The following is a 23,988-nucleotide window of genomic DNA, read 5'->3' as shown; positions in this document are numbered from 1 at the left end:
GATTACACCCAAGGCCGCCTGAAAATGCCGCCCGCTGGCCACAACCGAATTTACACCACATTGACGGACACGACCGAGATGATCGTGAAAATGCACGTCATCTGTAAGCGCCATTCCTGTCCGGCGACCGCCACGGAAGCCTAGATCGCGGCCCACCCAGATTGCATCGACGCTCGCGGCTTCGGCGGCCTCAAGGATCTGCGTCAGAATTGCAGATCTCATCGCGGGCGCATCGGGCACATCATGGACCGGGCATGCGTCAGAATACGGGTTAAATGCATTCGGGAAGCGGATTGCTGAAAGCTCGGAAACAAACTGTGTCGGTGTCATGGGGCCCCTCGTCAAAGGGGCCTATATCCGATTGTCCTCGTATTGCGATTGCCAATCACCACACCACCGTTGTTGGCCTTTACCTCGCGAAAAACCGCATAGCCCTGAATGATTGCTCGTTCCCACAGGTTCAACGGACACTGGTCCACCTCGTAGCCTCGAACAAAGTCAGCGATGGTTTTCAGCATATCGAAGGAGACGGTTTCGTTGCTTGCGAAGAAATCGAGCTCCTTGGCGCGGGAGAAAATCCAGGCGGTCAGGCCTTCCTCGACAACAATTGCTCTACCGCCGTCCTGTGCCTGATCGATGACTTTGTCACTTTTCCGTTTTTGCTTGATGAGAGATCGCATGACTGGTGACCAGTGCAAAATCGCTGCGTGAGCAAAATGGAAAACATCGTGAAACCGATAGCCGTCCTCATCGATAATATTGTCCGTCAACGGGTCACCGATAAAAACACCATTGTAACGGAGGTAACTCAACCCACTTTCGCGCTGTGAAATTTCAATTTCAAATTCATAGGGTAACTGCTCTTCTTCTTCGAAGTTTAGGTCGAATAGAGGCAGCTCAGACAACTCTGGAGAAACGAAACGACCTCTTGTCTTTTTAAGATTGCTTCTCGCAACTTCTCCGAATGAAACTCCGGAAACCTGTAGAGCCTTGAGATAGCGGTCGATAAATCTCACCAGCGTCGCCTCGGTGCCGGTTCCCGAAGATTGGATCGCGAGAAGCTGGGCCGCCGCATCGCCGAGAGTGAGCAGCGCGTCATCAAGCTTTGCAACCTGTCGAGGCATGGTGATGCGCGCTATCGCTCCATTTTCGACATCACTCGCAGCCAGCATCGAGGTGTAATCTTCACCGGCAATCGCCTGTTCAAACAGGCCTTCCAGCGACAAATCGAGCCGACGACAGAGGGCGGCCAGATACCAAAGCGTATCGCCAAACTCCTCCTCAACCGCCCGGCGATAGCCTACAAAGGCCTTGCCCTCACGATGATGCTTTTTGGCCGCTGTCATGATCCCACCGACTTCGCCGAATAGCCCGAACAGCACAGGCTGGATGTCAGCCTTCATCCTGTCGGTCGGACCGACTGCCTGTGCGTACTCGGAAAGCAGAATCGTCGATTGGTAGAGAGGATCAGCCATCTTCAAGAACCCAATCCAAGGGACGCCCATGATATCCGGGGTCACCGAAAGTGCGTAGCCAGGCGACGAATTCGGCGATCCAGTCGCCATCCTTTTGACGCTTCCGCTGCCGGACTTTTCGGCAGATATCATAGCGGGCAGGATCACGAAAATTCGCCGGAATTTCGGGGCCTTCGCCACCGAAGTAGTAAAAGTCATTGCTGATCAGGATACGATCGGTCCCGGTGTCCCGTGCTATATGATCTGGCCGTGGCGTTCCGTTCGGCCCACTGTGGAAGGAATCTAGCTGCAACCAACGACTATCGTCGGCAGTGCGCTGATAGATGTTATCCCCACAGCACTGCTTCCTGCTTCCACGCATGACGGGCCGCTTGCGAAGAAACCGCGGATCAGCCCAATATGATCGGAAATCAGTTACTTCACTGATCTTCATCGCGTGGACAAGGCGGGTTCCGCGATCAACGCCTTTTGCCGAGCTGCCCGTGCCGACGATCCAGTCACCGGGCATTGCCACCCTGCGGATCAACGGCTTGCAAGTTGCCAGAGTTGCGTACCCGTAGAAGGGGTTCGGTGCGAAACCGCTATCATAGCGAACGACGTATGAGAAAAGCTGGTTCACCGCGAAGATTAACCGCACGGATGGCGAGTAATGGGCCTCACGTCGGACGGTGATCCGTCTGGCTTCTCCCATGGATCGCAATTGCCATTGATTGCATCGATGATCGACGTCCCGTTCCACCCCACGACTGCGTCAGCGTAGTTGTTCAGCGCATCTGGCAGTTCGCAATCCTTGGCCCCTTGTTCCCATACCCCGACAATCCTCTTGCCGAGCTTGTGCGCATATTCGATCTCCCAATTCACCCATTCGCTGTTCTTCGTGCCGGGCGAAACATAGACAAGCAGTGTACCGGCCCACTGGATTTGGGGCGCCAAAATGCCGGACTTGATATAGTCCGCTGACTTGGCCTCATTAGGGTTGGTCGAGTTAATCGATGAATCGCGGATGCTCATGCCATTTTGGGCAAGAAGCGCCTTGATCTTCCCAAGCCCCGCATCGTCCTCGTGGATGTGGCTGATGAACACATTCTTCGTCTGACCGGCCATACGCGCTCCATATTCACCATATGTTCCCGCTTATCGGGTGCGCCGCTCAATCTTTCAAGACCAGCCGATACATTTGCTGACGATATTTTATCAGTGACTTATTGACCCGCTCCATATCCGACTTCAGCTCGTCATACTTCGGGAAACGTTCCTGGATGAGCTGCGGATCAAGGACTTCCGACCCGTCACCCTCATCATACTTTCTAAGCTCACGATCATACCAATGGCGAAACCTTGCCTGCCACTTTGTCAGGTGCGGCCTGAGACCAGTATTGAGGACCTCAATCGACAAACGAATGATCTTCTGCGTGCTGTCCCGGCGGACTTTCTGAGCCGGTATGCCTTTAACAAGATCACGAGTTACAGTAAAAAAACCAAACCATGAATCGTAGATCTCAGAAATTACATCATTCTCGAAATCTATCTCGAGCCCGATCTTTCTCGTGCTCAACTCAACCCAAATCGCATAAGCAACCTGCTTGTCAGTCTGGTTCGGTTTGAAGGTGAACTTCTGATCACCGATGCCGATGTCGGCTTGATCGATTTCGAAATTCTCGAATGCAAACCCGCCTGCGAAAACGCGCCACAAAACAAACAATACGATTGCGGCGACCCCAGCACCGATGAGCCATGCGCTGGCGGTCATGACGAGTGCAGACTCGCCGGTATCCCAAGCAATCGAAAATATCGGCTCAGCGGTCTTTGCTACCGATGGCGCAGTAGAGGTCGTCATCCGCAGACCTTACCTAAAGCGTGTGGCCATGTCATCCGTGGCTTGGAAAAACCCTTGAAACACACGGTTGCCTAAGTGCATCGAGCATCAATAGAGCTAGCCTCATCCGGACATTTCGCCGGGCGCTATGCGCCCGGCTGCACCTCCTTGGCCTCATCGTCGAGCGGCGTGCGCAATACGATCCGGCCATTGATCGGCAAGACTTCGAGCTGCAGCGACACGCCTTTGCGGTCGCGGTGAAACCAGGCGGCTCCGACTTTGGTCCAGAAGGCCTTGTCGCCGCGATTACTGACATGCCAGGCGATGAAATCCGGAGCCTTGGGCTCGGGCGCGGTGGCGGGTGCGGATGCTTGGGACGTGCGGGCCATGAGATATTCCTTTCGTGTTGGTGGCTCGTTGCACCAGACAGAAAGGCCGCGCGGCGAAGGGCGCGGGGTCATGTCCAACACGGGTGACGGGACGGAACCGGCGCGGGCCGGACATTGATCCTCGACCGCGCGCGGCCAGTGACGGTGCTGAAAACGAAGCCGCCTGACCGAAACACCGGACACCGCCACTTCCCCGCCATGTCGCCGGCCTCGCCCTGTGATGCAAAAGCCGGTAGATTGCGCTATCTATGCGGCAAGGAGATTGACCATGGCTCGCCCCGTCCAGCGCAAGGATCACCGCGTTTCGATGCGGCTTGCCGATGCCGATGTCGCGATCATCGACCGGGCGGTCAGGATGCGCGGGCGCTCGCGCGCGGAGTTCATGCGCGATGCGGCGGTACGGGCAGCCGAAGAAGTGATCGTGGAGAACACAGTCATTCACATGTCGCCCGAAGGCTTCACGGCCTTCGTCGCCATGCTGGACAGCCCGGCGAAGTCCGTGCCGGAATTGGTCGCGGTGCAGAAGCGGCCCGCACCTTGGGAAACCAAGGCCGCTGCCGAATAGCCCGCCGATATCTCGGGACCTCAAAACAGGGATAGCGGCGCCTCCTCGCCCGCCACGAAGGTGGCGGGCGGACCGGCCATCACAAACTCCCGTCCGGCGTGACGCACGGAGATGCCGTCATAGAAACCCGCCGGATCACCGCGCGCGCGATCGCCATCGCGACACCGATCATGATAGCTGCGCGCCGTGCCGCAATAGAGCGAAGGGTGCAAAAGCCGATAGGCCTCGGCTCCCGAAGGGCCGGTTCCGACACAGACCCAAAGCTCTCCGGCATATCGAAATGGCTTGCGGATGGGCTGCCCCATGCCGATGCGGTCAGCACTGTAGCTGGCGCGGATATCGCCTTCGCCGATTTGCTTTTCGCTGGCATGGCACCACGCACCGAAAGCAAGGCGCGACGGTTCCACCGTGTGGGAGCGGGCAGCCACATCAATATTCGCTCGCCAACATGATGGTCAGCACCCGTCGGGTCACGGCGGGATCGGCTGGGTCCTCGCTGCCGAACCGCAACGCGCGGTCATAGGCATCGATCTTCCAGAACACCGTCACGGCAACATCAAGAGGCCGCGAAGTCGACCAGACACCGTCCAGCCCCTGATAGATCGCCCCGAAGTCGCGCTCGCCATAGGGGTCATTGTCGGGCGTGAAGGCATCGAAGGCCTCGACCAACTCGCGCAGCCGCGACTGATCGTCCTCGGGCAAGGCCCGAATGCCCTCGGTTGCCACCACAACGCAGGCAATGCCCATCGCGCGGCGCGCCAGATCATTGAGCCGCGCAATCCGCTCGGCGCGGGACAGCACCGCGCCGCTCATGACGCAAGGCTCCCGCCGCATTCGCACAGTCGCACCAGCTCGCCAAAATCCTCGCTCTCGCCCAGCTCATCCGCCAGCTGCTGCACCGCCACCAGCGGCAAGCCGTTGTCATGCGCCAGCATGCGCAGCCAGTCCTCGCGGCACTCGGCCCCGCATGCGCGGTAATTCAAGATCAGGTCACCCATGGTCCAAACTCCACCCGGCAAAGCCGCATCCGTCACGCGGCATGCGGCTCTGCCCTCCGGCGAGGATGGGAGGGGGAGGGAAAACCCCAATCGATGCCCTGGCGCGGGCCAGCGGGCGAAGCCCGCCACACGGGGGTGTCGATTGGGGTTTGGGAACGAGAGGGCAAAGCCCTTGGCGTTCCCCTCAAGGATCGCCGCAGCGATCCGCACAGGAACGGCGCCCTTGCACGGCGCGAAGCCGCCGGACGCCCTGCGCGCGGGCCAAGTGGGCCAGCGGGCGTCCGGCAATGAGAGAGGCAAGAGCGCCTGCGGGTCAGCTCAGGAACGCCGCGCCCTCAGGAGCATGGCCACCGGCCATGCGGGACAGAGCGCGTCCTCCAGAAACTCCCGCTCCGCTTGCCACCGCTCCTGATCGTCACCCGGATGGGCCGGGACCACAGGCCCGGTCCGCGCCAGCGGATAGAGCAGGTTGCCCGGCAGGGTAGCGGCAAAAACTCCAAGGCAGAAACTCTCGCCGCTCCCGTTGCCGATCACAGGTCTGGGGGCATGTCTCCCAATGAAGGTTGCTTAAGGTCGAGATCGCTATAACATCTTGGCGAACCGATGAATTGCATGAGTTTCCATGTCCTCTGACCCGCCAAAGGCCTCTTCTGACCGAAGGACCGCAGATGCGACGCCTCATGCTGCATCGCTGATACAGAGCCTGCGCGATATCGGTTATTCAGCCGAAACTGCACTCGCTGACATCATTGACAATTCGATCACTGCAGGTGCCCGCAAGATCGAGATATTGTCTGATGCGACGTCGGCAGAGCCTGCGGTGGCTGTTCTCGATGATGGTCGCGGCATGACAATGGCGGAGCTCGTCGAGGCCATGCGCCCTGGCAGCAAGAACCCTCTCGACAGCCGAGCATCCGGCGACCTCGGAAGGTTCGGACTGGGGATGAAGAGCGCCAGCTTTTCCCAGTGCAAGCGGCTCACCGTTGCAACAAGAAATGACGGGACGATGTCTGCAGCGACGTGGGATCTTGATGAGGTCTCGCGAACCAACAAGTGGGAAGTCGAAATCCACGATGACTTTTCGGGCATTCCGTGGAGCGACAGGCTCGGCACGCAGGGCACGTTGGTGGTCTGGCGATCGCTCGACAGGCTCTCTGGAGGGATCGAAACCGACCACAGGAAGCGGGCTGAACACATCAATCGTCTTCTGGCGGAAGCCGAACGCCATATCAGGCTGGTCTTCCACCGCTTCATGTCGGAAGATAGGCCGCCGCTGGAAATCGGGCTCAATGGCAGACGGCTTGAGCCGCTTGATCCGTTCGGAACGAGATTCCCGAAGCATCAGGCTGACAGGCCGGATCGCCTCGAACTCAAGAACGGCTTCGTGGAATTCCAGAGCTTCACGCTTCCACACCACAAGGAAATTCCTCCAGCGGACTGGAACGATCTTGGCGGTCCGGAAGGCCACCTGCGAACTCAAGGCTTCTACGTTTATCGTGGAAGGCGCCTCATCATCGCTGGAAGCTGGCTCGGCATGGCGCGGCAAACCGAGCTGACAAAGCTGTGCCGCATTCGCGTCGACATTCCGAACACGATGGATTCGGATTGGAAAATAGACGTGAAAAAGGCGTCCGCCCAGCTTCCGCCTGCCGTCCGGGAGCGGATGCGCCTGCTCGTGGAACGGCTCGCGCTTACGTCGAAGCGGACGTACCAGCGTCGGGGCAAGAAACTCGTGGACAGCGAGTATTTCCCCGTCTGGCAACGTATCCAGCGCGACGGTGCCATCATCTACCGACCCGATCTTTCGCATCCCGTTTTTGCGGATTTCGCGGCGAGACTCCCCGACGAACTACAGGCCGAATTCGCCAATATAGTTGGGCTTATCGGTTCATCGGTTCCGGTCGCATCACTGCATTCCGACTTCGCAGGATCGCCCGAAGAGGTGAGAGCCGAGGAGGCTGATGAGCAATCGCTTCATCAGCTGGCCGATGCCATGATCCCGAGGCTTGTCGAACAGGGGATCGAGCGGGAGCGGATTGCTGAAATCCTGTGTCAGATCGAGCCCTTCAAGTCAGCCGCCGCCATGGCCCAAGGCATCATCAATGAGAAACTGGACAGGTATCACAACAATGGCTGACGCCATCACCCAGCTCGATGCAATCGTCTCTCAGCTCATCGCCGGGCCAGACAAGACCCCGACTGAAGAGAGCATTCGCGCCGCAATTTCAACAGTTCGCATGCTCCCCGACTTTTCGGGCATCACCGATGAAGAGGCCGAACGCCTCGCCCGTGAGCTCGAAGAGCGGGTCGGGATCAGCATGGGGATTGGGGCTGTCGTAGGCGCAGCTGATTTCAAGCCATGGCTCAACGATGCCAGGGCGGAAGGCTTGATTGAGCCCTATTACTGGAACAGATACAGGAAGCTCCTCGAGCAGAAGCGCCTGCCGATGGACGTTATCACCTCCACAGACCAGGTAACCGACCGCATCCTGGACCGCATGGGCAACCCCAATGATCTCGGCTCGTGGGATCGCAAGGGTATGGTGGTTGGCCACGTCCAGAGCGGGAAGACAGCTAACTACACGGGTCTCGTCTGCAAGGCGGCGGACGCCGGATATCGGCTCATTGTTGTGATCGCCGGTATTCACAACAACCTGCGCAACCAGACGCAGGCCCGGATCGACGAGGGCTTCATCGGTCGGGACACTGGTCGGCTCGAAAAGAAGGACACCCGAAGCAAGCCCAAGCTGATCGGGGTGGGAATGTTCGACCATCGAAAGGCCCCGGTCAGCCTGACCACGACGCTCAAGGACTTCAACAAGGCTACGGCCACGACGAATACCAGCGAAATCGCGTCCTATGCTGTCCCTGTCGTCTTGGTGATCAAGAAGAATTACCGCACGCTTGCTAATCTGATCGATTGGCTGCGCGAACACAGCACCGGCCGATATTCCGAAATGGTTGATCAGCCCATGCTGCTGATTGATGATGAGGCGGACAACGCCTCGATCAACATTCAGTATGGTCGTGACGAGGTTTCACGCATCAACGGCCAGATACGCGACCTGCTCGGCCTGTTTCGGCGCAGCTGCTATGTTGGCTACACCGCGACACCCTTCGCCAATATCTTCATCGATCCCGACAAGGATGACGAGGTCTACAAGCAGGACCTGTTCCCGAGAGATTTCATTATCGGCCTCGACGCGCCGACGAACTATTTCGGTGCCCGAAAGGTCTTCATCGACGGCATGCCGGACGATGATGCCGAGCGGCCTGACTACCTTCGCTACATTGATGATAATGGCGACCTACTGCCCGTCAAGCATACCATCGGCCACGAGATTACGGCCTTGCCTGACAGTATGCTCGACGCTCTGCGATGCTTCATTGTTGCGCGCGCGATCCGGAATCTGAGAGGCCAGAAGGGTCAGCATGCGTCCATGCTCGTCAACGCGTCGCGTTTCACAGGCATCCAGAACGTCCTCAAGAACAGGCTGCACCAGCATCTAAAGGCAATCGAGGATGCCGTGCGCGTCGATGGCGCAAAGGTCGATGCCGACCTGAATCCCGAGATTGCCGAGCTGAAGCGTTGCTGGGGTAACGAATATCGGGATGCATGGCCGGAATGGGACTCGATACGGCGGGCTCTGCTCCCCGTAGTTGCTTCGGCCATGGTCATCGCCGTGAACTCGTCATCATCCGAAAGCCTCGATTACGAGGCCGGGGGCGAAAATGGGCTGACGGTGATTGCGGTCGGCGGTTTCTCGCTATCGCGTGGCTTGACGCTGGAAGGCCTGACAGTCTCGTACTTCCTGCGTAACTCGTTGATGTACGACACCCTCATGCAGATGGGTCGATGGTTCGGTTATCGCCAGAACTACGAGGACCTATGCCGCATCTGGATGCTGCGTGAAGCAACCTCGTGGTATGCCCACATTGCGGAAGCCACCGAGGAATTGCAACTGGAACTCAAGAAGATGGAGCGTGCCAATGCCACGCCGAAGGAATTCGGCCTGGCGGTGCGCAGCCACCCAAGTGCGCTGATGGTGACGGCGAGGAACAAGATGGGATCGGGTCAGAAGCACCTGATGGTCGGCCTGTCCAACAACTTTGTGGAGACCACCCGACTAGGTGCAGCAAATGCGAGCCTCGTTCGTAACCGCAAAGTGCGCGACAGGCTGCTGAGCTCGCTTTCGCAGAATGGCTTCACCCAATCGTCCTCGCTTCCCGCACCCGGCGGCATGCTGCTTTCCAGAGTGCCAGTTTCATTCATTGATGATTTCCTGCGCGACTTCGAAAATCATCAGGATTCTGTGCTCTCCGCTACTGACCCGATCCGAAAGTACATCTCCGACCGCAAGGATGATGAATTGGCGCACTGGGACGTGCTTGTTGCATCGCTCCGCAGCTCTGACGGTACCGAACCGCTGGAAATAGAAGGTTGGAAGATCAATCCGATCAGTCGCGCCATCGGTCCGGATGATCTCAGGAATGGGGTCTTCACGATCAGTGGATCGAGCGCGCGTGTGGCATCTCGCGGAATGGAAAAGGCGGGGCTTTCGGAGGAGCGCGCCCGGTTGGCAGAAGCGGATTATCGTGAGGAAAAAAGCTTATCCGCCGATGCCAAGGTGAACTTTCCGGACCGGGTCTATCGTGCCCGGCGAGAGCGCGCCCTATTCCTCCTGTTCAACGTGAGGATCAAGAATGATGGCGTTGATGCTCGTGATCTGCACAGAATCCCCGGCGAACCGGTTGTCGGGTGGGGGATCAGCTTCCCACCATCTGCCCGACCCGACCAGAAGGTGGAGTACATTCTGAACACCACCAAACTTCGCGAGCTCTTCGGGGAAGAGGATAACGACGAGGACCTGCCCGATGACGAGGAATGATGACCCGTGGGACGGCCTCGGTTCCGGTGGAATCGATGCGAGGCGGGTTAATCCGGCCAGCCCTCACGATTTTTTCTGGGTCGTTTCCGCCAAGGACGAGCCTGGGCTGCTTCTACGGCTGTCGGCAGACACAGCCGAGATCAAGCCTTTGCCAAGACTTCGTTCGCTCGAACTCGCGTATCGCAATGTTGCGGGCCACAAATCTCTCGTGCTGCTGCTCAGGGACGAAGAGCAGCGAGAACTGTTCGGCAGCCTCTGCACGGACATCGTTGCGGCTGGGGATGCCGGGAGCGACAACCGTGATGCCCTGAACCGCGCCATTCGCCGCACGATGCGCTGGCACCATCTGCTTCGCGGCGGAAAGAGCGGGCTTCTTTCGCTGGAGGAGCAGCGCGGGCTTCTGGGCGAACTGCAATTCCTTCTGCACCTGATCGACCTGATCGGCCCGAGGGCAGCGATCGAGGCCTGGAAGGGCCCCCTAGGTTCATCGAAGGATTTCGAGCTCGATGGCTGTCTGGTGGAAGTCAAGGCAAGGCGCGGAGCGGCCAAGCCGTTCGTGCAGATTTCCTCGGAAGATCAGCTCTCGGATGTCGACGGCTGCCGCTTGTTCCTTGTCGTGAGTGCCATCGATGCCGTGGTGAAACCGAACGGCCTCACCCTCACCGATTATGTATCGGAATTCGAAAAGCTCTACGCGGTGCTCGATCCAGAAGCTTACGCGCTCTGGGAAGAAGCCATCATGGCAACGGGCTTCGACTTCGAGGATGACTACTCGGACCGTCGCTGGAATATCGGCAAGAACCTCCACTTCGAAGTGGCGGAGGGCTTTCCCCGGATAGCCAATCCGCCGCCTACGGGCGTGTCGTCCGTACGCTACAGCATCAGCCTTGATGCCTGCTCCGAGTTCGCCGTTGAGGCGGAGGTGCTGGATCGTTTGGTAGCCGAAAGGCATGGTCCATGGACGAACTGACCGAGTATCACCGCCAGCTGATGGCGGAAATCCAGGGTGATGCTGACGCCATGGGGCTCATCACCAGCGAGGCATTCCTCGAAAAGATTGCGGATGTGCTGGACGAAGCCGGTGAGGTGACGTCGCTCTCGCAATGCTACTACGAGGGGAAATTCGGCTCGAAGGCTGTGCAGGTGGACGCCTATGCATGGGACCCCACCGATGAAGAAGGCGTCCTGAGCGTTGTAATCTGCGATCTAGTGCTCTCGGAGCAACCGCAGTCGATCGACAAGACGGAAATCAGCCGACTCCTGAAGCGCCTCGTCGAGTTCGTGGTGGCTGCCAAGACCCGCGAATTTCGAGAGAATCTGGAAGAGACGAGCAATGGCTTCGTTCTCAGCGACCTGATCGCGCGGGCATGGAAGCAGATCAACAAAATCAAGCTGATCCTTGTCACCAACCGCATCAACAAGTCCCGCACCGACGCGCAGTCGGTCGGTGCAATTGGCGGAATTCCCGTCACGTCGAATGTCTGGGACCTTCCTCGCATTCACCGCTTCGTTTCATCGGGCCAGACGCGGGAAGACCTCGTTGTCGATTTCGCCGAGACGTTCGGAGAGCCGGTTCCGGTGCTCAAGGCGTCGTATGATGGCGCTCCGTTCGAAAGCTACATCGCCGTGATCCCAGGCGCACAGCTGGCGGAAATCTACGAGAAGTGGGGCGCGCGATTGCTGGAGGCGAATGTGCGGAGCTTCCTGCAGGCGCGAAACAAGGTCAATCGCGGCATTCGCGACACCATCCGCGATGACCCCAACATGTTCTTTTCCTACAACAACGGGCTGACAGCGACGGCCGAGTCAGTCGAGATCGCCGACATTGGCGAAGGTCTCTTCCTTATGTCGGCCAGCAACTTCCAGATCGTGAATGGCGGGCAAACGACGGCTTCTATCCATGCGGCCCGCAAACTGGCCCCCGAGCAACTGAAGGACGTATTTGTCCAGATGAAGCTGACGGTGGTGCCATCGGAAAAGGCGGAAGACATTGTCCCGCTGATCTCGCAATTCGCGAACAGCCAGAACAAGGTCAACGCTGCCGATTTCTTTGCGAACCATCCGTTCCATGTGCGGATCGAGGAGTTCTCGCGCCGTATCCTCGCGCCCTCAGGGGATGAAGGTTACCGGGAAACCAAGTGGTTTTATGAGCGCGCCCGTGGGCAATTTGCGGATGAGCGCGGTCGGCGCTCGGTTGGGGATCGGAAAAAGTTCGACGCCGAGTTTCCGCGCTCCCAGTTTTTCACGAAAACCGATCTCGCGAAGTTCGAGAATTCATATCGTTGCCTTCCCCACGAGGTCAGCCTCGGCGCACAGAAGAACTTCGGCAAACTGGCGCAACTGGTCGGGGCAGACTGGGAGAAGAAAAAGGATTCCTATGATGAGGTCTGGTTCAAGCGGCTGATTGCCAAGGCAATCATATTCCGGAATCTCGAAAAGCTCGTCCCGCAGCAGGAATGGTACGCAGGCGGATATCGCGCCAATATCGTGACCTACGCGTTCGCCAAGATCGTCCATGACGCGGATCAGAAGCAGAAGCTCCTCGACCTCGACCGGGTGTGGGCATTGCAGCGCGTGCCTTTAAACCTCGAGCGGGCGTGCCTTGCCGCTGCACAAGCGGCCAATGCGGTCATCACGAATCCTCCTGCCGGCATTCGCAACATGAGCGAGTGGGCAAAGAAGCAGGCCTGCTGGGCTGATCTCGCAAAGCGACCGGTCGATTATGGCCAGGACTTCTGGGATAACCTGATCGATCCCGCTGAGGCCAAGGCAGTCACCCGCACCGCAAAGCAGGCGCGGCAGCTTGTTTCGGGTATCGAAGCGCAAAGGGAAGTGGTTATCCAGGGTGCCGAATACTGGAACAGTCTGCTGGCATTCGGACGGTCGATCAGAAAGCTGACCGACAGGGAGCAAGGAATTCTCCGGGCCTGTACTCAGATGCCCACCAGGATTCCGAGCGAGCAACAGTCGCTAGCAGCGCTCGCGATTGCCGATAAGCTGGAAGAATTCTACCCGAAAGACAGCTGACGGGCGGGTGTTCCAGCCTTCTCGTGTCCGGCTGCGGATAGGATTTGCAGGAGCAATTCTCCGATCTGCCGCGCGAGCAGGGGTGGGACAGCATTGCCGACCTGCACGTATTGCTGTGTCCTGTTGCCCTCAAAATAGTAGTTGTCAGGAAAGGTCTGGAGCCGAGCGGCCTCTCGAACCGTCAAACTCCGGCACTGCAACGGGTCCGGGTGGATGAAATAGTGTCCATCCTTCGAGATATGGCTCGTCACAGTGGTCGAGGGGGCATCCCACGTCTGAACGCGGAACCGATCCGCAAACTTGCCTGAATCCCAGTTCCGATGATTGGGAGCGAGGCCGCGGGGGTATTCGTCCGCCTTCGGAGACCGCCCGAACACCTCGGCAAATGTCGATGCAAAGGCGTATCTTGCGAGGTCTCCTTCCATGTGCCCGCGCGTTTCATGATTGGGCAGGACAGGCAATCTCTCGTCGCAAAGCCAAGCCCCGAGGAAATTGTCTCTTACAGGCGTCACCACTGTACTTGACCTTGGGGGAAGTTCCTCGGTTGCGGCGATCTGCCGTGCATGATCGGAGAGACGCTTTGCCACCTCGGCGAGCCAGCCACGATCATCACGACAGGCAGTTGCAGCATTCTTGAATGCCTTCACGGCGGCCTGTTTCCAGGGTTCGGCGCCATCGGGAGACCTGCTCAACCCGCTTCTGAGCTGTGGCATCCCGGCGATAACTGATGCGACAGTGGATCGAGCGGGATGAGGGCGAAGCGCCGGGGGAGCCTCGTTGCTCATCCCCGCCCTGCGAACGATGTCGGCCCTGATCCCCATGAGGATCACCCGGTGGCGCGCCTGCGGTATCCGAAAATTTTCCGACCTGATTATGTGCCGCACGTGACCGGAGCCTTGATCCGCCACGAGTGGCACCAGTACATAGCTGTCGGGCTCACCCCCGGCAGCCTTGAGATCGTCAACGATCTTGTCGATCATGCTTTCGCCATCGACCTTGGCTGACAACATCCCTTTCACATTTTCCATTACAAATGCGACGGGCTGAAGGCGTTTGAGGATACGGATGTATTCCTCGTAGAGGAAATGCCGGTGGTCGTTGGCGGGATCATAGCCTACCTTCCCGCGATTGCGGGCGCGGCCAACCAAGGAGTAGGCTTGGCAAGGCGGGCCGCCGATTAGGATCGTGCCATCTGCCGCGCTCTCACCAATACGGTCGAGGACGGGGTTCAGCCAGTCGGTAGCCTCGGCGGTGCCAAGTTCGAGCATGGCAGTTTCTTCGCAAGCCGCCTGCCACTCGACCGGATGCTTCGATATCAGTTGGTCCCTGGAGATATGTCCAGCCAGATAGTCGTAATAGGCTTTCGGCGTTTCGCGGAACTGCCGGAAAAACGAGCGCAGCCTCAAGGTGGCGAACGCGGATGGCTCCTTTTCGACAGACAATGCAATCTGGTACGGCCATGCCCCGTCCGCGTCGCGGATGGATGCAAAGCCTTCGGCCAGCCCCCCCGGACCGGCAAAGAGGTCAACAGTCTTGAATTGCTGGCTCATCTGTTCGAACTTCCACTGCTTCATGAGCCTATTACCAGGCTGCCAGCGGGATGCCAGAGGGGCTGGTCACTATGGCTGACATAGTTGATGCCGAAACCCGTTCGCGGTTGATGGCGGGCATTCGAAGCAAGAATACCAAGCCGGAATTGCTCCTGCGGCGCGCGTTGCATGCAAGGGGCCTCCGTTACCGGCTCCACGGAGCAAAATTGCCCGGCAAACCTGACCTTGTCTTCGCCAAGCACCAAGCTGTCATCTTCGTGCACGGATGCTTCTGGCACCGCCACAGCAACTGTCGCTTCGCGACAACGCCATCAACCCGCTCTGAATTCTGGACGGCGAAGTTTTCGGCCAACATCGAGAGAGACAAAAAGAATGTCGCAGCACTTCTGGAAAATGGCTGGCGGATCGCCACGGTCTGGGAGTGTGCGCTCAAGGGCGGTGATGTCAGCCGAGTGGCAGAGTTGGTCGCGCATTGGTTGACGCAGGAGCGAACATGCATGCTGGAGGTCCCGACCGCCTGATCAAGTTTGGAAGAGCGTTGATGGTCGCATTTATCCTTTCTCCCCCAACCACTCCGCAGCCTTCGCAGCCGCGCTGGCGGCGGTGAAGATCGCCCGGTTGTCGCCCTTGAGCACCTTGAGCCAGCTGGCGAGGTAGCAGGCATGATCCGGACGCGGGGTCACCGACAGACCAAGATCGCCGCACAGGAAGGCTGAGCCAAGCTCGGCGACCAGCTCTTCCACGGCATAGGCCTCGTCACCGAAACGCTTGCCGAAGGTGCGGGCGAGACGGTGATCGGCCCCGGTCCAGTGAACCAGCTCGTGAAGCAGGATGGCATACCAGTTCTGCTCGGCACTGCCGGTGCCGGTGGCAAAGAACCGCTGCCGGTCGGGCATGGTGATCATGTCGGTGGACGGGGTGTAGTGAGCGCTGTCGCCCTGAATGCGAATGGCAGCCCCGGTGGCAGCGATGAAGGTCTCGACATCAGGGATTGGATCGAAGGCCTCGGCTTCCGGCACCTCGGGCAAGGCGTAGCCCTCGACCTGCGCGACGTTGAACACATGCGAGCCCTGCGCGAAGATCCGGCCTGCGCCCTCGCGCGCCTCGTCATCGCTGCCCTCGGACTTGTCCAGCACCTTGTAGAACACGATGGGCGAGGCCTTCTCGCCCTTGCGGACCTGCGCACCCAGCGACTGCCACTGGCGGTAGGTTGCCCAGAGACCATGCCCGAAGTCCTGCACCTCGGCGCTGGCCCAGAGAGCAAGGACATTGACGCCGCGATAGGCCTTGCGGGTGACTGCATTGATGGGCCGCGTCAGCGGGGCGCTGCTGCGGTGCCAGGGGAGTGTGTAGTCGCCCGTGCCGCGCTCCAGCGCGGCGATGATCTGGTTGGTGATGGTGTCGTAGATGCTGGCGGTTGCGGGGCTGGCCATGGTGGTAAGTCCTTCGTCCTGTCGTTGGGAACGCGGATGAAGGGACGGGCCGGATGGCCGGGCGGGTCAGCGCGAAGCGCGGAACAGACAACACGGGAGGGCGAAGCCCGAAGGAGCGGGCAGGCTGTTGATCCCGCCCGGCACGGCCTGTTCTACAGGGAGCAGTTCATGCCAATGGCGGGGCGAAGGATGCCATGGCCCGGCATTCACGCATCACGCGATCAGCCGAGACCAGCCCCCAGGGATTTCGCCTTGGACACTTCAGGCGCACTCACCTCCATGGCCGTCTGCTTTTCGCCCGCGCGTTCGTGGATGGCGCGGATCAGCCGCGCCTTGTCGTCGGTGACCACAATAGCCTCGGACTTCGCGCGCGAGAGCGCGACATAGAGCATTTTCTGATCGACCAGATTGGCAGAACGGCTGTCGGCGTGGATCAGGACGCGCTCGGCGGTCTGGCCCTGCGCAGCGTGGGCGGTCTGGACATAGGCGTGGCGCAGATGGGCGTCGCGCGGATCGGTGAGATCAAGCCGCTGCTCGCGGCCATTGGCCAGCGCGATGGTCGCCTGCTGCCGCAAGGGATCGATGCCGGTGATGGTGCCGCGCAGCCCGTTGATGCGCCCGGCCTCGCGGTCGTTGCGGGTGAACTGCACGCGGTCGCCCGCCTGCAGTTCCATCTCCTCCGGCTCGAACACCTCGACCTTGCCTGCGCCCCACTGGCGCAGCCGCCAGTCCACGGCTGACCCGTCGGCGGCTTTGAGCGATATCGCGGCCTTGTCCGGATCGATGCGCTCGACGCGATAGGCAGCGCCGCGCGTCACGCCCTTGTCGGCATAGTCGCGCAAGAACCGCACCGTGTCGCCAGGCGCATAGCTCGCGGGATCGCGGGCTTCGATCAGCGACAGGTTCTTGGCGACCAGACTCTCCATGATGACGGCAGGACCGGACAGAGCCCCGGCTGCGGCAAGCTCGCGGCGGATATCGGCGGTGAGCGCATCGCGCCCTTCGCAGGATGGCTCAATCACAAGAGTGCGCGCCCGCTCGCTGGCGTCCAGCGCAGCATAGGCCTTGGCCATGGCGGCAAAGCGCTCGCCCTGACTGCCATGGGCAATGATCTTGCCGCCGCCGCGCTCCAGCGCATCCAGCGCCTTGCGCGCATCGCCCTCGATCGATGCCAGCACCGCCTCGCGGGTGGCGACATTGGTCTGGCGCACAACATTGTCGAGCCGCGCGGTCGCCATGCCGGCGGATTGCAGCTGAGCAAAGGCAGCGCCTGCGCCAACGGAGCCGAGCTGCTTTACATCGCCAACCAACACCACGCGCGCATTGCTGTCAGCGGCAAGGCGCAGCAGCGCCTCCATGTCGCGCGCGGACAGCAGCGATGCTTCATCGACAATCCAGACCCCGCCCGACAGGGATGCACTGTTGCGCGCAAGCTGACGGGACACGGTCTCCCCGCGCTGGCCGAGGGCATCACCCAAGGTCTGCGCAGCAGACGCGGTCGGCGCAAGAGCGGTGACCGCAACCCCGCGCGCCTGCGCCTCGCGCGCAAAGGTCGCCAGCACGGTGGTGGTCTTGGCGGTCCCGGCATAGCCCTGCAGGCCTGTCACGCGGTGGGGGCTGGTGAGCAGCGCGCGGGTGGCCGCGCGCTGCCCCTCGTTCCAGGGATGATCGGATCGAAGCTCGGCGCGTGCAACGACGTTGGCGGCCTGCTTGGCCGACAGGATCGGCGCAGCCGCCCCGCGCCCTTCGGCTTCCAGACGCAGCAACTGCCGCTCATGGGCGATGTTCTCTGCGGTGGTGAACCCCGCAAATTCCGCACCGCGCTTGTCGAGGAAGGTACGCGGCACCAGCGCGCCGTCGCCCTGCGCGCGGGCGACCGCTGCGCTGATCTGGGCAGTTGTTACGCGACCCAACCCATAGCGCCCGGCCTCCTTCTCCAGCTCGGCAGCGGCGAAGACGGATTGACGCTCGCCAAGACTGGCGGCGGCAAGGGCAACCGCCTGATGCGCCGTGATCTGACCCTGCGCGGCCAGCGCGCTGCCATGCTCGCTGCTGGCCGCAGTTTCCTTGCTGGCCGCGACCAAGGCCTCTCGCGCCGCCTTACCGAACCCTGCGGCATCGGCCTCGGCGCGCCAGGTGCTGACCAACTCGCCCCGCTCCAGGCTCTGCTTCGCCTCGCGGGTATCGAGCGCGGCGATCTGCTTTTCTTCGGCGGACGCGGTCGCGCGGGTCTGACCGCGCTCGGCAAGCCGCGCTTCGACCTGGGCGGCGCGCTCGCTGAAGGCGCGGATCACGGCAGCGGGGACGCCCTTGATCTCGAACAGGGAATCTTTCCCCTGCTCGATGGCGTAGCCCAATGCCCGCACGCCCACCGCAAGCTCCTGCCGATAGACTGCGCCGATGGCCTTCTGCAGCTGGTAGAGGGCGCGCGGCTCAAGACTGCGCCAGTTCCCTTCTGCATCCTGCGTCATGTTCATGATGACATTGTGGGTGTGGAGCTGCGGGTCTTGCGCCCGGCTCGTGTCATGCCGGAAACTGGCGATGACAAGATTGTCGGTGGTCTGTCGCTGCTCGACCCCGCCGTCGGCGTGGATACGAGTGGCAGCGGTATGGCGCTCGACATAGGCGAGCGCGGCCTTAACGGCATTGTTATGCGCCACCACCAACCGGCGATCGCCCGCCACCTCGGCCATGATCGAGACCGACTTGGGCGCGCTCATGGTGACGTCCCAACCGGGTCGGTGCTGGAGCTTGCCCTCGCGCATGGTGCCAAGCTGTTGGCCATGGGGCAGCGTGCCATCAAGGATTGCACGGAAGGTCTCGCGATTGACTTCGCCGGTCAAACCAAGCGCCTTGGCACCTTCGCCCTGCCATTCGCTGGGGGAGATGCCACCATCGGCGTAGTAGTCATCGGCCTCATAGTAGCTCGAGGCGGCGGCCGAACTGCCAATCGCGCCGATGGTGGCAACCATCAGACCGGACCCTTGAGATTGCTGGCAGGATCATCCTTGGCCGTGGCGGTGTCAGTCTTCTTCGGCATCCGGTTCCAGAGCATCCGGCTGATGTGAGCCGGAACAAAGGCTGGATGGCGTGCTGGTCCCCGCGCATCAATGTGCTCCCGCGTCAGCTTGATCCGCCCCACGGGCAAGGCATCGGGCAATTGCAGGAAGCCGTGATGAGGCTGCAGACGCAGGTCGCTCTCGATCACGGCGGGGCGCACCACGCGGGTGCTGCCGACCGAGGTACGCCCGCTATTGGGGCCGGTCTCGAAGCTGTCCGAGGCGCTGCGCACTTCCACTTCGACATCGCCGATGTTCCGCGATGCCCATTCCCGCGTGTCGCGGTCGATCAGCTGCAGGTACAATTTCGAATTGCAGCAGCCGAGCAGCGCCTCGGCACTGTCGCGGCCATAGCGGCGGTGCATCTGGCCGATGGCCTGAAAGGTCAGCACCACGCTGGCCCCGAACTTGCGGCCCTCAGGCAAGAGCCGGGTGAGATTGTCGACGCGGGGAAGATCGGCCAGCTCGTCGAGGAAGAACCACATGCGCCGCCTGTCCGACGGCGGCAGACCCAGCATGGCGCTGGCCGCGCATTCCAGCCAGCAGGCCAAGAGCGGCTTCATTGCCTCGAAGTAGTCCTCCTTGCGCGGCACAAAGAGCCAGGGTTTGGGCCCCTGATGCGCGTCGAGCCCGGCGATGAATTCCCTGAAGGCGAAGCTGCCCCGATCCCCCGGCTCGCGCCACAGGAACTGTAGCAGGGTCGCGGCCTTGGCGAGCATGAACAGGACCGAACCCGTCGCCCGGTCAGCATCATCGGCGAAGGTGCGCGCCGATGAAGTGCCTGCCAGCCAGACCTTCATCTCCTCCTTGCCCTTGACCTGCAGCGCATCAAGCAGGTCGGGGAGCGTGGTCCGCCCCTCGGCGCTCAGCACCCGCAGGATATTGGCGACAAGAATGCGAGACGTTTCCAGCCAGACATCGTCATCGCGTTCGCCAGTCTCGGAGACTAGCTGGCGGGCGATACGGTCGGCATCCGCCGGATGGGCAATCTCGGAGAATGGCGACCAGAAGGTTGAGCGTTCGTCGAAGGGATTAAGGATGATGTCGCCGCGCTCGGGCCGGTAGTACTGGGTGATGAACTCGCCCGAGGTGTCGTAGACCAGCGCGGGTTCGCCGCGTGCTTCGACCTGATCGAGCATCTGGCGCATGACGGTGGTCTTGCCTGCCCCTGTGGTGCCGAGCAAAGCGAAGTGACGGCACTCCAGCCAGGCAGGAATCCCGACCGAGGCAATCCGGATCGAGCGATCATTGGTGGCCTTGCGGGTCAGCTTGGCCAGCGCGCGCTCGGTCACGATCTGCGTCCCCGAGATGAACCGGTCGCGGGCGGCTTCCTTGCCCTCGCTGCGTATCCAGATGGCAAAGCCAAAGCACAGCAGCATCCCGACCAGCGCGCCCAGCGTGCCGCCCAGCACAACCTTCCCGACCAGGTCATCCCAGCACCATTGCCAGATGCGGTCATTGGCAAGGGCGCTGGCCGGAACACGCGCGGTGCGGTTCATGAACTGAATGGTGATCTCGGGATCGCTTCGACCGCTGGCAAACCAGCTGACCGCCACGCCCTGGGCGTGCTGGTAGGCGCAGGCGAACTGGCCCGGCGCGGGATCATGGCTGGCGAGCAGGAATGCTCCAAACCCGCCGCTACCGGCGACGGTCCAGGTATAGGCGCGCCACCGGGCCGCAAGGCCTGCGATACCCTGCTTGAACTTGCCCTGCCCGCGCAGGAGATTGTCGCGGTCGCGGCTCATGACAGCGCCTCCGCTGCAAGGGCACGCTGGCGGCGATAGGCCGAGTGCGCCGCTTCGCCAATCATGCTGTCAGTACGGTCGGCATCGCCATCGCCGCGCAGCGCCGCGCGGCGGGCATAGGCATAGGCGGCGCTGGCCGTGAACAGGCTGCGATCGAGCAGCGCTTCGATCGCGCCAAGCCGCGATTCCAAGCCCGCAATGGCGTCATCGCCAGCGCTGCCATGGCCCGCGCCAGGCGCATCTACAACAGCGCCAAGCCCGGCTTCGATCACCCGCGCCAGCGCCTGATAGCGGGTCAGTCCGCGCGCCTCGGCATAGCGCCTGATCATCACTTCCTGCCCCATCGGCACGCGGACGGAGAGCTTCACCCGGTTCATGGCCACACCGCCCGGAGCGCGCCATTGGCGCGCTCCCGAAATGGCGCAAATGCGCGGGTTCTGAGCCCGCCTGCAAAAGAGCGCGCGCATCGCCCCCCAAGAAAGTGGTGGAATCCTGCCCCGCGAGGGCGCGTGCGGTGTGATCTAGAATACTTGGCTCGATGCGTAGCATCGCAGCCTTTCTCCGGTTCCTGGTTGAACCCTGCTTTGCTCATTGATCGTCTCCCGTTCTGGAATTCCGGGAGGCGACGAAGTCGCGGATCACTGCGTGATCCGCTGCGTCCACGGCAGCACGATCTTTGAAAGGCTTCTGGGCAATCGAAGGCAGATACTGCATCGGTCGTCCGCCGATCCAATCGTCCACGATCCCGTCGACGGCCCCGCGTAGGCGCTGGCGCAATTCGCGGGCGTCGACGGGGCCGAGCTTGGCCCATTCGAGCTGCCGCTCGATGTATCCGCCAAGGGGGTATTCGTGCTGGTCGATGATCAGCGGCGGGCCTTCGAACTGGATGTTGTAGCGAACCCCCTTGAACCGGTCGAAGAGCGGGCGCTGGAGATAGAGCCAGTCCTCGATGAAGCCGCGATAGGTCGCGCCATCGGCCCCAGGCCGCTTCATCTTCTGGACAAAATCATCGATCATCGGGCCGACCATTGCAGCCTGAAAATCAGCGGAGGCGACGATCTCGTAAAACAGGTCGCGGCGATAGGTCATGACAATCTCCGAATGGAATGGGAATGAGGCGAGGCGCTGATCACGGCCTCGTCGATGGCCGAACGGACACGGTCCGCGAGGTTGCTGGCATGCTCTGCATGGAGCCACAGGCGGATGGTGCCGACCGTGAGGTAGCCGCCGCAGCAGGACCCCTGCGGACCCCCGACTGGCCAGTTCAGCAATTCGAGGGCGACCGCGTGGCCCGCAATCCGTTCAAGGCTGGGCGCAAGCTCGGCGATGGCGCGGGGGCGATGCAGAGGCTCGCTGCTCATGACGGCTTGCCTTGAGAGCGTTCGGCACCATCGCTGGCCCGCTCCAACGATTGCGCACCCCCGGCAGCAGGAAGGCCAGCGATCCAGCTGCTGATATCACTCTCGCGCCAGCGCAAACCGCGCCGGTTTATTATGCAGGGCGGGGGCAAGGCATTGCGTGCGACCATTTTGTAGATGGTCGAACGCGAGCGGATGTTGAGCGCAGCCTGGAGCTGCCGCATATTGAGGAGAGTAATTGTCGTTTCACGCATGGGAACCTCCGTTGAAGAGGTCCCTCATCATGCATATCGCGAGTTGCCGGTCGCTGCGTTGGTCACCAATTGGCGAGAAAATCTATGCGATGAAGCGTGGCGACAAATTCAGCTCAGCCTGAACGGTGTTGGACAAGGGGCCGATCACCGCCGCGTACCGGCCGCCCTTCAGCTCAAGAAACCAACTGTGCGGCTTCTTGTCATGTTTCTTGCCGTCTTCAGCTGGATCGACTGAGGGGGCTTCGCCAGATATATTGACCCTGCACAGCTGCCGTTCCTCAAGGTCGTTGATCTCGCCAGCACGCAGAAGGCGTGCGGCTTCCATCTTCAGGGTGTTCTCGAACCTCTTGACCACTTTCCCCTCCACCAGGTTTTCCTTGGACGGGGCCTCCACATTACCGGTCACCACGTCGATGATGACCTGCAACGCGATCCTCACCTTCAGCCGCTTGACCCGTTCATCGGGGTAGATGTCGGGCGTTTTGTCGAAAAGGTGCAGCAGCTCCTGTGCGACGGGAGGATGCCAAAGGTAGAAATTGAACCAATCGCCGGTGGGTTCTGGTGTGACGACGATGAAGCGTTGATCCGGGTTCTTGGTGCCAAACAATGTGGCCGCGATCCACGGATCAGAAAGCACATTCTGGCTCACGATGAGGTCGACCGGCCTGTTGCTCACGGGGCTGGCGAGCGCACCCACTCCAGACGTAGCCAGGCGCATGATCGAATGATTGCCTGCGTTCACCTCATGGAGCACGGCATCGATGTTGCTCTGCTGGCGGCACTTCACAGCACGCGGCCAACCCCACCAGCGAAGGCTGTACTTCCATGTCTTTGGTCGCGTCCCAACAATGACGCACAAAAGCCCTGGCGCTCCGGCGAGGGCGATGGATAACGCTTCGCCAGCAGAAAGCTTGGGAATGCTAGCAACCGTGTAGAGGATAAAGCCGAAGCAAATGGCGGCGACCACCAGTAGGCCAGATGCCTGTCTCTCGACAGACGCGACTACATTCTCGAACTGGGTGGCCGCCGTCCGAATGTCCTTGAGGTTGGTCGCCAGCCCCAATTCGCTGATGCGCCGGGTCACATACTCATCGAAGTCAGTCTCAGCGAATTTGCTGGAACGCGGCTTTCCCATTGAGCATGCTTAGCAATTCGAGACCCCCAGAACAACGTGGGGCAGGGGACACGGTGGCTTGAGCGCGCTCCATTAATGCCTCCACGGTCCTTGCTAGCGGTTATCGACCAACATCTGTGGATAGCGTGATGCGAATCACGTCGGCAGAGGGGGTGGAGCCTATATGGAGCCTATAGCGAAAATTAGGCTCCAAAGGGCACGGACTTGGCCGCCGTTGCCCCACTAGCTAATTGAATTTATGGGGAAGTTTTGGTGGACGCACTAGGGCTCGAACCTAGGACCCGCTGATTAAGAG

Annotated in this window: 23 protein-coding genes and 1 pseudogene; 6 read left to right on the top strand and 18 right to left on the bottom strand. The window is 60.7% G+C overall.

Features of this window, described 5'->3' with window-relative positions; all coding sequences use genetic code 11:
• The 6 genes and pseudogenes from K5Q19_RS17145 to K5Q19_RS17120 form a co-directional block, all read right to left on the bottom strand.
• Positions 1-330: pseudogene (locus tag K5Q19_RS17145) on the bottom strand (hypothetical protein); the annotation flags it as partial.
• Between the two features lie 11 nt (positions 331-341).
• On the bottom strand, positions 342-1,475 hold the full coding sequence (locus tag K5Q19_RS17140; RefSeq protein ID WP_292947800.1) for a nucleoside triphosphate pyrophosphohydrolase family protein: 1,134 nt from the start codon (positions 1,473-1,475) through the stop codon (positions 342-344).
• Entirely contained in the window at positions 1,468-2,094 is a 627-nt protein-coding gene (locus K5Q19_RS17135; protein WP_292947797.1) for a hypothetical protein, read from the bottom strand. The genes K5Q19_RS17140 and K5Q19_RS17135 overlap by 8 nt, the downstream gene beginning before the upstream one ends.
• An 8-nt stretch (positions 2,095-2,102) precedes the next feature.
• Positions 2,103-2,579, bottom strand: a complete 477-nt coding sequence (locus K5Q19_RS17130; protein ID WP_292947794.1) for a TIR domain-containing protein — start codon at positions 2,577-2,579, stop codon at positions 2,103-2,105.
• A 46-nt stretch (positions 2,580-2,625) separates the two neighbouring features.
• Complete coding sequence (locus tag K5Q19_RS17125; RefSeq protein WP_292947791.1) at positions 2,626-3,312, bottom strand: hypothetical protein; 687 nt, start codon at positions 3,310-3,312, stop codon at positions 2,626-2,628.
• Between the two features lie 125 nt (positions 3,313-3,437).
• The gene (locus tag K5Q19_RS17120; protein ID WP_292947789.1) at positions 3,438-3,680 is read right to left on the bottom strand and encodes a hypothetical protein; all 243 of its coding nucleotides are present in this window, start codon (positions 3,678-3,680) and stop codon (positions 3,438-3,440) included.
• Positions 3,681-3,948: 268 nt separating this feature from the next.
• Between K5Q19_RS17120 and K5Q19_RS17115 the strand changes: the two genes are divergently transcribed.
• A complete protein-coding gene (locus tag K5Q19_RS17115) occupies positions 3,949-4,245 on the top strand; it encodes a DUF1778 domain-containing protein (RefSeq protein ID WP_292947787.1) in 297 nt (98 codons plus the stop codon).
• Between the two features lie 20 nt (positions 4,246-4,265).
• On the opposite strand, the gene K5Q19_RS17110 is transcribed toward K5Q19_RS17115, so the two are convergent.
• From K5Q19_RS17110 to K5Q19_RS17100, 3 genes are read right to left on the bottom strand one after another with little or no spacing between them, the layout of a single operon-like run.
• Entirely contained in the window at positions 4,266-4,673 is a 408-nt protein-coding gene (locus K5Q19_RS17110; RefSeq protein ID WP_292947784.1) for a hypothetical protein, read from the bottom strand.
• A 1-nt stretch (position 4,674) separates the two neighbouring features.
• Complete coding sequence (locus K5Q19_RS17105) at positions 4,675-5,058, bottom strand: DUF3768 domain-containing protein (protein WP_292947781.1); 384 nt, start codon at positions 5,056-5,058, stop codon at positions 4,675-4,677.
• Positions 5,055-5,243 carry a hypothetical protein gene (locus K5Q19_RS17100; RefSeq protein ID WP_292947778.1) on the bottom strand — a complete coding sequence of 63 codons (189 nt, stop codon included), beginning with the start codon at positions 5,241-5,243 and terminating at the stop codon, positions 5,055-5,057. The genes K5Q19_RS17105 and K5Q19_RS17100 overlap by 4 nt, the downstream gene beginning before the upstream one ends.
• Positions 5,244-5,865: 622 nt before the next feature.
• Between K5Q19_RS17100 and K5Q19_RS17095 the strand changes: the two genes are divergently transcribed.
• From K5Q19_RS17095 to K5Q19_RS17080, 4 genes are read left to right on the top strand one after another with little or no spacing between them, the layout of a single operon-like run.
• Positions 5,866-7,380: an ATP-binding protein gene (locus tag K5Q19_RS17095; RefSeq protein ID WP_292947775.1), complete on the top strand. Its 1,515-nt coding sequence runs from the start codon at positions 5,866-5,868 to the stop codon at positions 7,378-7,380.
• Positions 7,373-10,132, top strand: coding sequence for a Z1 domain-containing protein (locus K5Q19_RS17090; protein ID WP_292947772.1), 2,760 nt, complete (start codon positions 7,373-7,375; stop codon positions 10,130-10,132). Before K5Q19_RS17095 ends, K5Q19_RS17090 begins: the two co-directional genes overlap by 8 nt.
• Positions 10,119-11,102 carry a PD-(D/E)XK motif protein gene (locus tag K5Q19_RS17085; RefSeq protein ID WP_292947770.1) on the top strand — a complete coding sequence of 328 codons (984 nt, stop codon included), beginning with the start codon at positions 10,119-10,121 and terminating at the stop codon, positions 11,100-11,102. Before K5Q19_RS17090 ends, K5Q19_RS17085 begins: the two co-directional genes overlap by 14 nt.
• Positions 11,090-13,159, top strand: coding sequence for an AIPR family protein (locus K5Q19_RS17080; RefSeq protein ID WP_292947768.1), 2,070 nt, complete (start codon positions 11,090-11,092; stop codon positions 13,157-13,159). The genes K5Q19_RS17085 and K5Q19_RS17080 overlap by 13 nt, the downstream gene beginning before the upstream one ends.
• Here the strand turns inward: K5Q19_RS17080 and K5Q19_RS17075 are convergent.
• Positions 13,141-14,733, bottom strand: a complete 1,593-nt coding sequence (locus K5Q19_RS17075; protein WP_292947766.1) for a DNA cytosine methyltransferase — start codon at positions 14,731-14,733, stop codon at positions 13,141-13,143. The two genes, K5Q19_RS17080 and K5Q19_RS17075, sit on opposite strands and share 19 nt — an antisense overlap.
• A gap of 47 nt (positions 14,734-14,780) precedes the next feature.
• Here K5Q19_RS17075 and K5Q19_RS17070 point away from each other — a divergent pair, with 47 nt between their 5' ends.
• Positions 14,781-15,230, top strand: a complete 450-nt coding sequence (locus K5Q19_RS17070; RefSeq protein ID WP_292947763.1) for a very short patch repair endonuclease — start codon at positions 14,781-14,783, stop codon at positions 15,228-15,230.
• A 30-nt stretch (positions 15,231-15,260) separates the two neighbouring features.
• Here the strand turns inward: K5Q19_RS17070 and K5Q19_RS17065 are convergent, their stop codons facing one another.
• The 8 genes from K5Q19_RS17065 to K5Q19_RS17030 form a co-directional block, all read right to left on the bottom strand.
• Positions 15,261-16,142, bottom strand: a complete 882-nt coding sequence (locus tag K5Q19_RS17065) for a zincin-like metallopeptidase domain-containing protein (RefSeq protein WP_292947760.1) — start codon at positions 16,140-16,142, stop codon at positions 15,261-15,263.
• 221 nt (positions 16,143-16,363) lie between these two features.
• Positions 16,364-19,114 (bottom strand): MobF family relaxase, encoded by a 2,751-nt coding sequence (mobF, locus tag K5Q19_RS17060; protein WP_292947757.1) that lies wholly within the window; start codon positions 19,112-19,114, stop codon positions 16,364-16,366.
• Positions 19,114-20,946: a type IV secretion system DNA-binding domain-containing protein gene (locus K5Q19_RS17055; RefSeq protein WP_292947754.1), complete on the bottom strand. Its 1,833-nt coding sequence runs from the start codon at positions 20,944-20,946 to the stop codon at positions 19,114-19,116. Before K5Q19_RS17055 ends, mobF begins: the two co-directional genes overlap by 1 nt.
• A complete protein-coding gene (locus K5Q19_RS17050; RefSeq protein WP_292947751.1) occupies positions 20,943-21,323 on the bottom strand; it encodes a hypothetical protein in 381 nt (126 codons plus the stop codon). The genes K5Q19_RS17055 and K5Q19_RS17050 overlap by 4 nt, the downstream gene beginning before the upstream one ends.
• Before the next feature lie 211 nt (positions 21,324-21,534).
• Positions 21,535-22,035: a hypothetical protein gene (locus K5Q19_RS17045; protein WP_292947748.1), complete on the bottom strand. Its 501-nt coding sequence runs from the start codon at positions 22,033-22,035 to the stop codon at positions 21,535-21,537.
• The gene (locus K5Q19_RS17040; RefSeq protein WP_292947745.1) at positions 22,032-22,307 is read right to left on the bottom strand and encodes a hypothetical protein; all 276 of its coding nucleotides are present in this window, start codon (positions 22,305-22,307) and stop codon (positions 22,032-22,034) included. Before K5Q19_RS17040 ends, K5Q19_RS17045 begins: the two co-directional genes overlap by 4 nt.
• Positions 22,304-22,558 carry a helix-turn-helix domain-containing protein gene (locus tag K5Q19_RS17035; protein WP_292947742.1) on the bottom strand — a complete coding sequence of 85 codons (255 nt, stop codon included), beginning with the start codon at positions 22,556-22,558 and terminating at the stop codon, positions 22,304-22,306. The genes K5Q19_RS17040 and K5Q19_RS17035 overlap by 4 nt, the downstream gene beginning before the upstream one ends.
• A gap of 82 nt (positions 22,559-22,640) precedes the next feature.
• On the bottom strand, positions 22,641-23,693 hold the full coding sequence (locus tag K5Q19_RS17030; RefSeq protein WP_292947739.1) for a hypothetical protein: 1,053 nt from the start codon (positions 23,691-23,693) through the stop codon (positions 22,641-22,643).
• Positions 23,694-23,988 lie beyond the last annotated feature (295 nt).

Origin of the sequence: Novosphingobium sp. (assembly GCF_019748365.1) — a bacterium.
Classification (GTDB): Bacteria; Pseudomonadota; Alphaproteobacteria; order Sphingomonadales; family Sphingomonadaceae; genus Novosphingobium.
Note: the sequence above shows the minus strand (reverse complement) of the source record. Positions and strands in the feature narration are given on the sequence as shown.

Excerpts from the sequence above, each read along its gene's own strand:
- K5Q19_RS17140 (WP_292947800.1), bottom strand. The coding sequence starts at position 1,475 with ATGGCTGATCCTCTCTACCAATCGACGATTCTGCTTTCCGAGTACGCA.
- K5Q19_RS17130 (WP_292947794.1), bottom strand. The coding sequence starts at position 2,579 with ATGGCCGGTCAGACGAAGAATGTGTTCATCAGCCACATCCACGAGGAC.
- K5Q19_RS17125 (WP_292947791.1), bottom strand. The coding sequence starts at position 3,312 with ATGACGACCTCTACTGCGCCATCGGTAGCAAAGACCGCTGAGCCGATA.
- K5Q19_RS17120 (WP_292947789.1), bottom strand. The coding sequence starts at position 3,680 with ATGGCCCGCACGTCCCAAGCATCCGCACCCGCCACCGCGCCCGAGCCC.
- K5Q19_RS17115 (WP_292947787.1), top strand. The coding sequence starts at position 3,949 with ATGGCTCGCCCCGTCCAGCGCAAGGATCACCGCGTTTCGATGCGGCTT.
- K5Q19_RS17105 (WP_292947781.1), bottom strand. The coding sequence starts at position 5,058 with ATGAGCGGCGCGGTGCTGTCCCGCGCCGAGCGGATTGCGCGGCTCAAT.
- K5Q19_RS17100 (WP_292947778.1), bottom strand. The coding sequence starts at position 5,243 with ATGGGTGACCTGATCTTGAATTACCGCGCATGCGGGGCCGAGTGCCGC.
- K5Q19_RS17095 (WP_292947775.1), top strand. The coding sequence starts at position 5,866 with ATGTCCTCTGACCCGCCAAAGGCCTCTTCTGACCGAAGGACCGCAGAT.
- K5Q19_RS17090 (WP_292947772.1), top strand. The coding sequence starts at position 7,373 with ATGGCTGACGCCATCACCCAGCTCGATGCAATCGTCTCTCAGCTCATC.
- K5Q19_RS17085 (WP_292947770.1), top strand. The coding sequence starts at position 10,119 with ATGACGAGGAATGATGACCCGTGGGACGGCCTCGGTTCCGGTGGAATC.
- K5Q19_RS17080 (WP_292947768.1), top strand. The coding sequence starts at position 11,090 with ATGGACGAACTGACCGAGTATCACCGCCAGCTGATGGCGGAAATCCAG.
- K5Q19_RS17075 (WP_292947766.1), bottom strand. The coding sequence starts at position 14,733 with ATGAAGCAGTGGAAGTTCGAACAGATGAGCCAGCAATTCAAGACTGTT.
- K5Q19_RS17070 (WP_292947763.1), top strand. The coding sequence starts at position 14,781 with ATGGCTGACATAGTTGATGCCGAAACCCGTTCGCGGTTGATGGCGGGC.
- K5Q19_RS17065 (WP_292947760.1), bottom strand. The coding sequence starts at position 16,142 with ATGGCCAGCCCCGCAACCGCCAGCATCTACGACACCATCACCAACCAG.
- mobF (WP_292947757.1), bottom strand. The coding sequence starts at position 19,114 with ATGGTTGCCACCATCGGCGCGATTGGCAGTTCGGCCGCCGCCTCGAGC.
- K5Q19_RS17055 (WP_292947754.1), bottom strand. The coding sequence starts at position 20,946 with ATGAGCCGCGACCGCGACAATCTCCTGCGCGGGCAGGGCAAGTTCAAG.
- K5Q19_RS17050 (WP_292947751.1), bottom strand. The coding sequence starts at position 21,323 with ATGAACCGGGTGAAGCTCTCCGTCCGCGTGCCGATGGGGCAGGAAGTG.
- K5Q19_RS17045 (WP_292947748.1), bottom strand. The coding sequence starts at position 22,035 with ATGACCTATCGCCGCGACCTGTTTTACGAGATCGTCGCCTCCGCTGAT.
- K5Q19_RS17040 (WP_292947745.1), bottom strand. The coding sequence starts at position 22,307 with ATGAGCAGCGAGCCTCTGCATCGCCCCCGCGCCATCGCCGAGCTTGCG.
- K5Q19_RS17035 (WP_292947742.1), bottom strand. The coding sequence starts at position 22,558 with ATGCGTGAAACGACAATTACTCTCCTCAATATGCGGCAGCTCCAGGCT.
- K5Q19_RS17030 (WP_292947739.1), bottom strand. The coding sequence starts at position 23,693 with ATGGGAAAGCCGCGTTCCAGCAAATTCGCTGAGACTGACTTCGATGAG.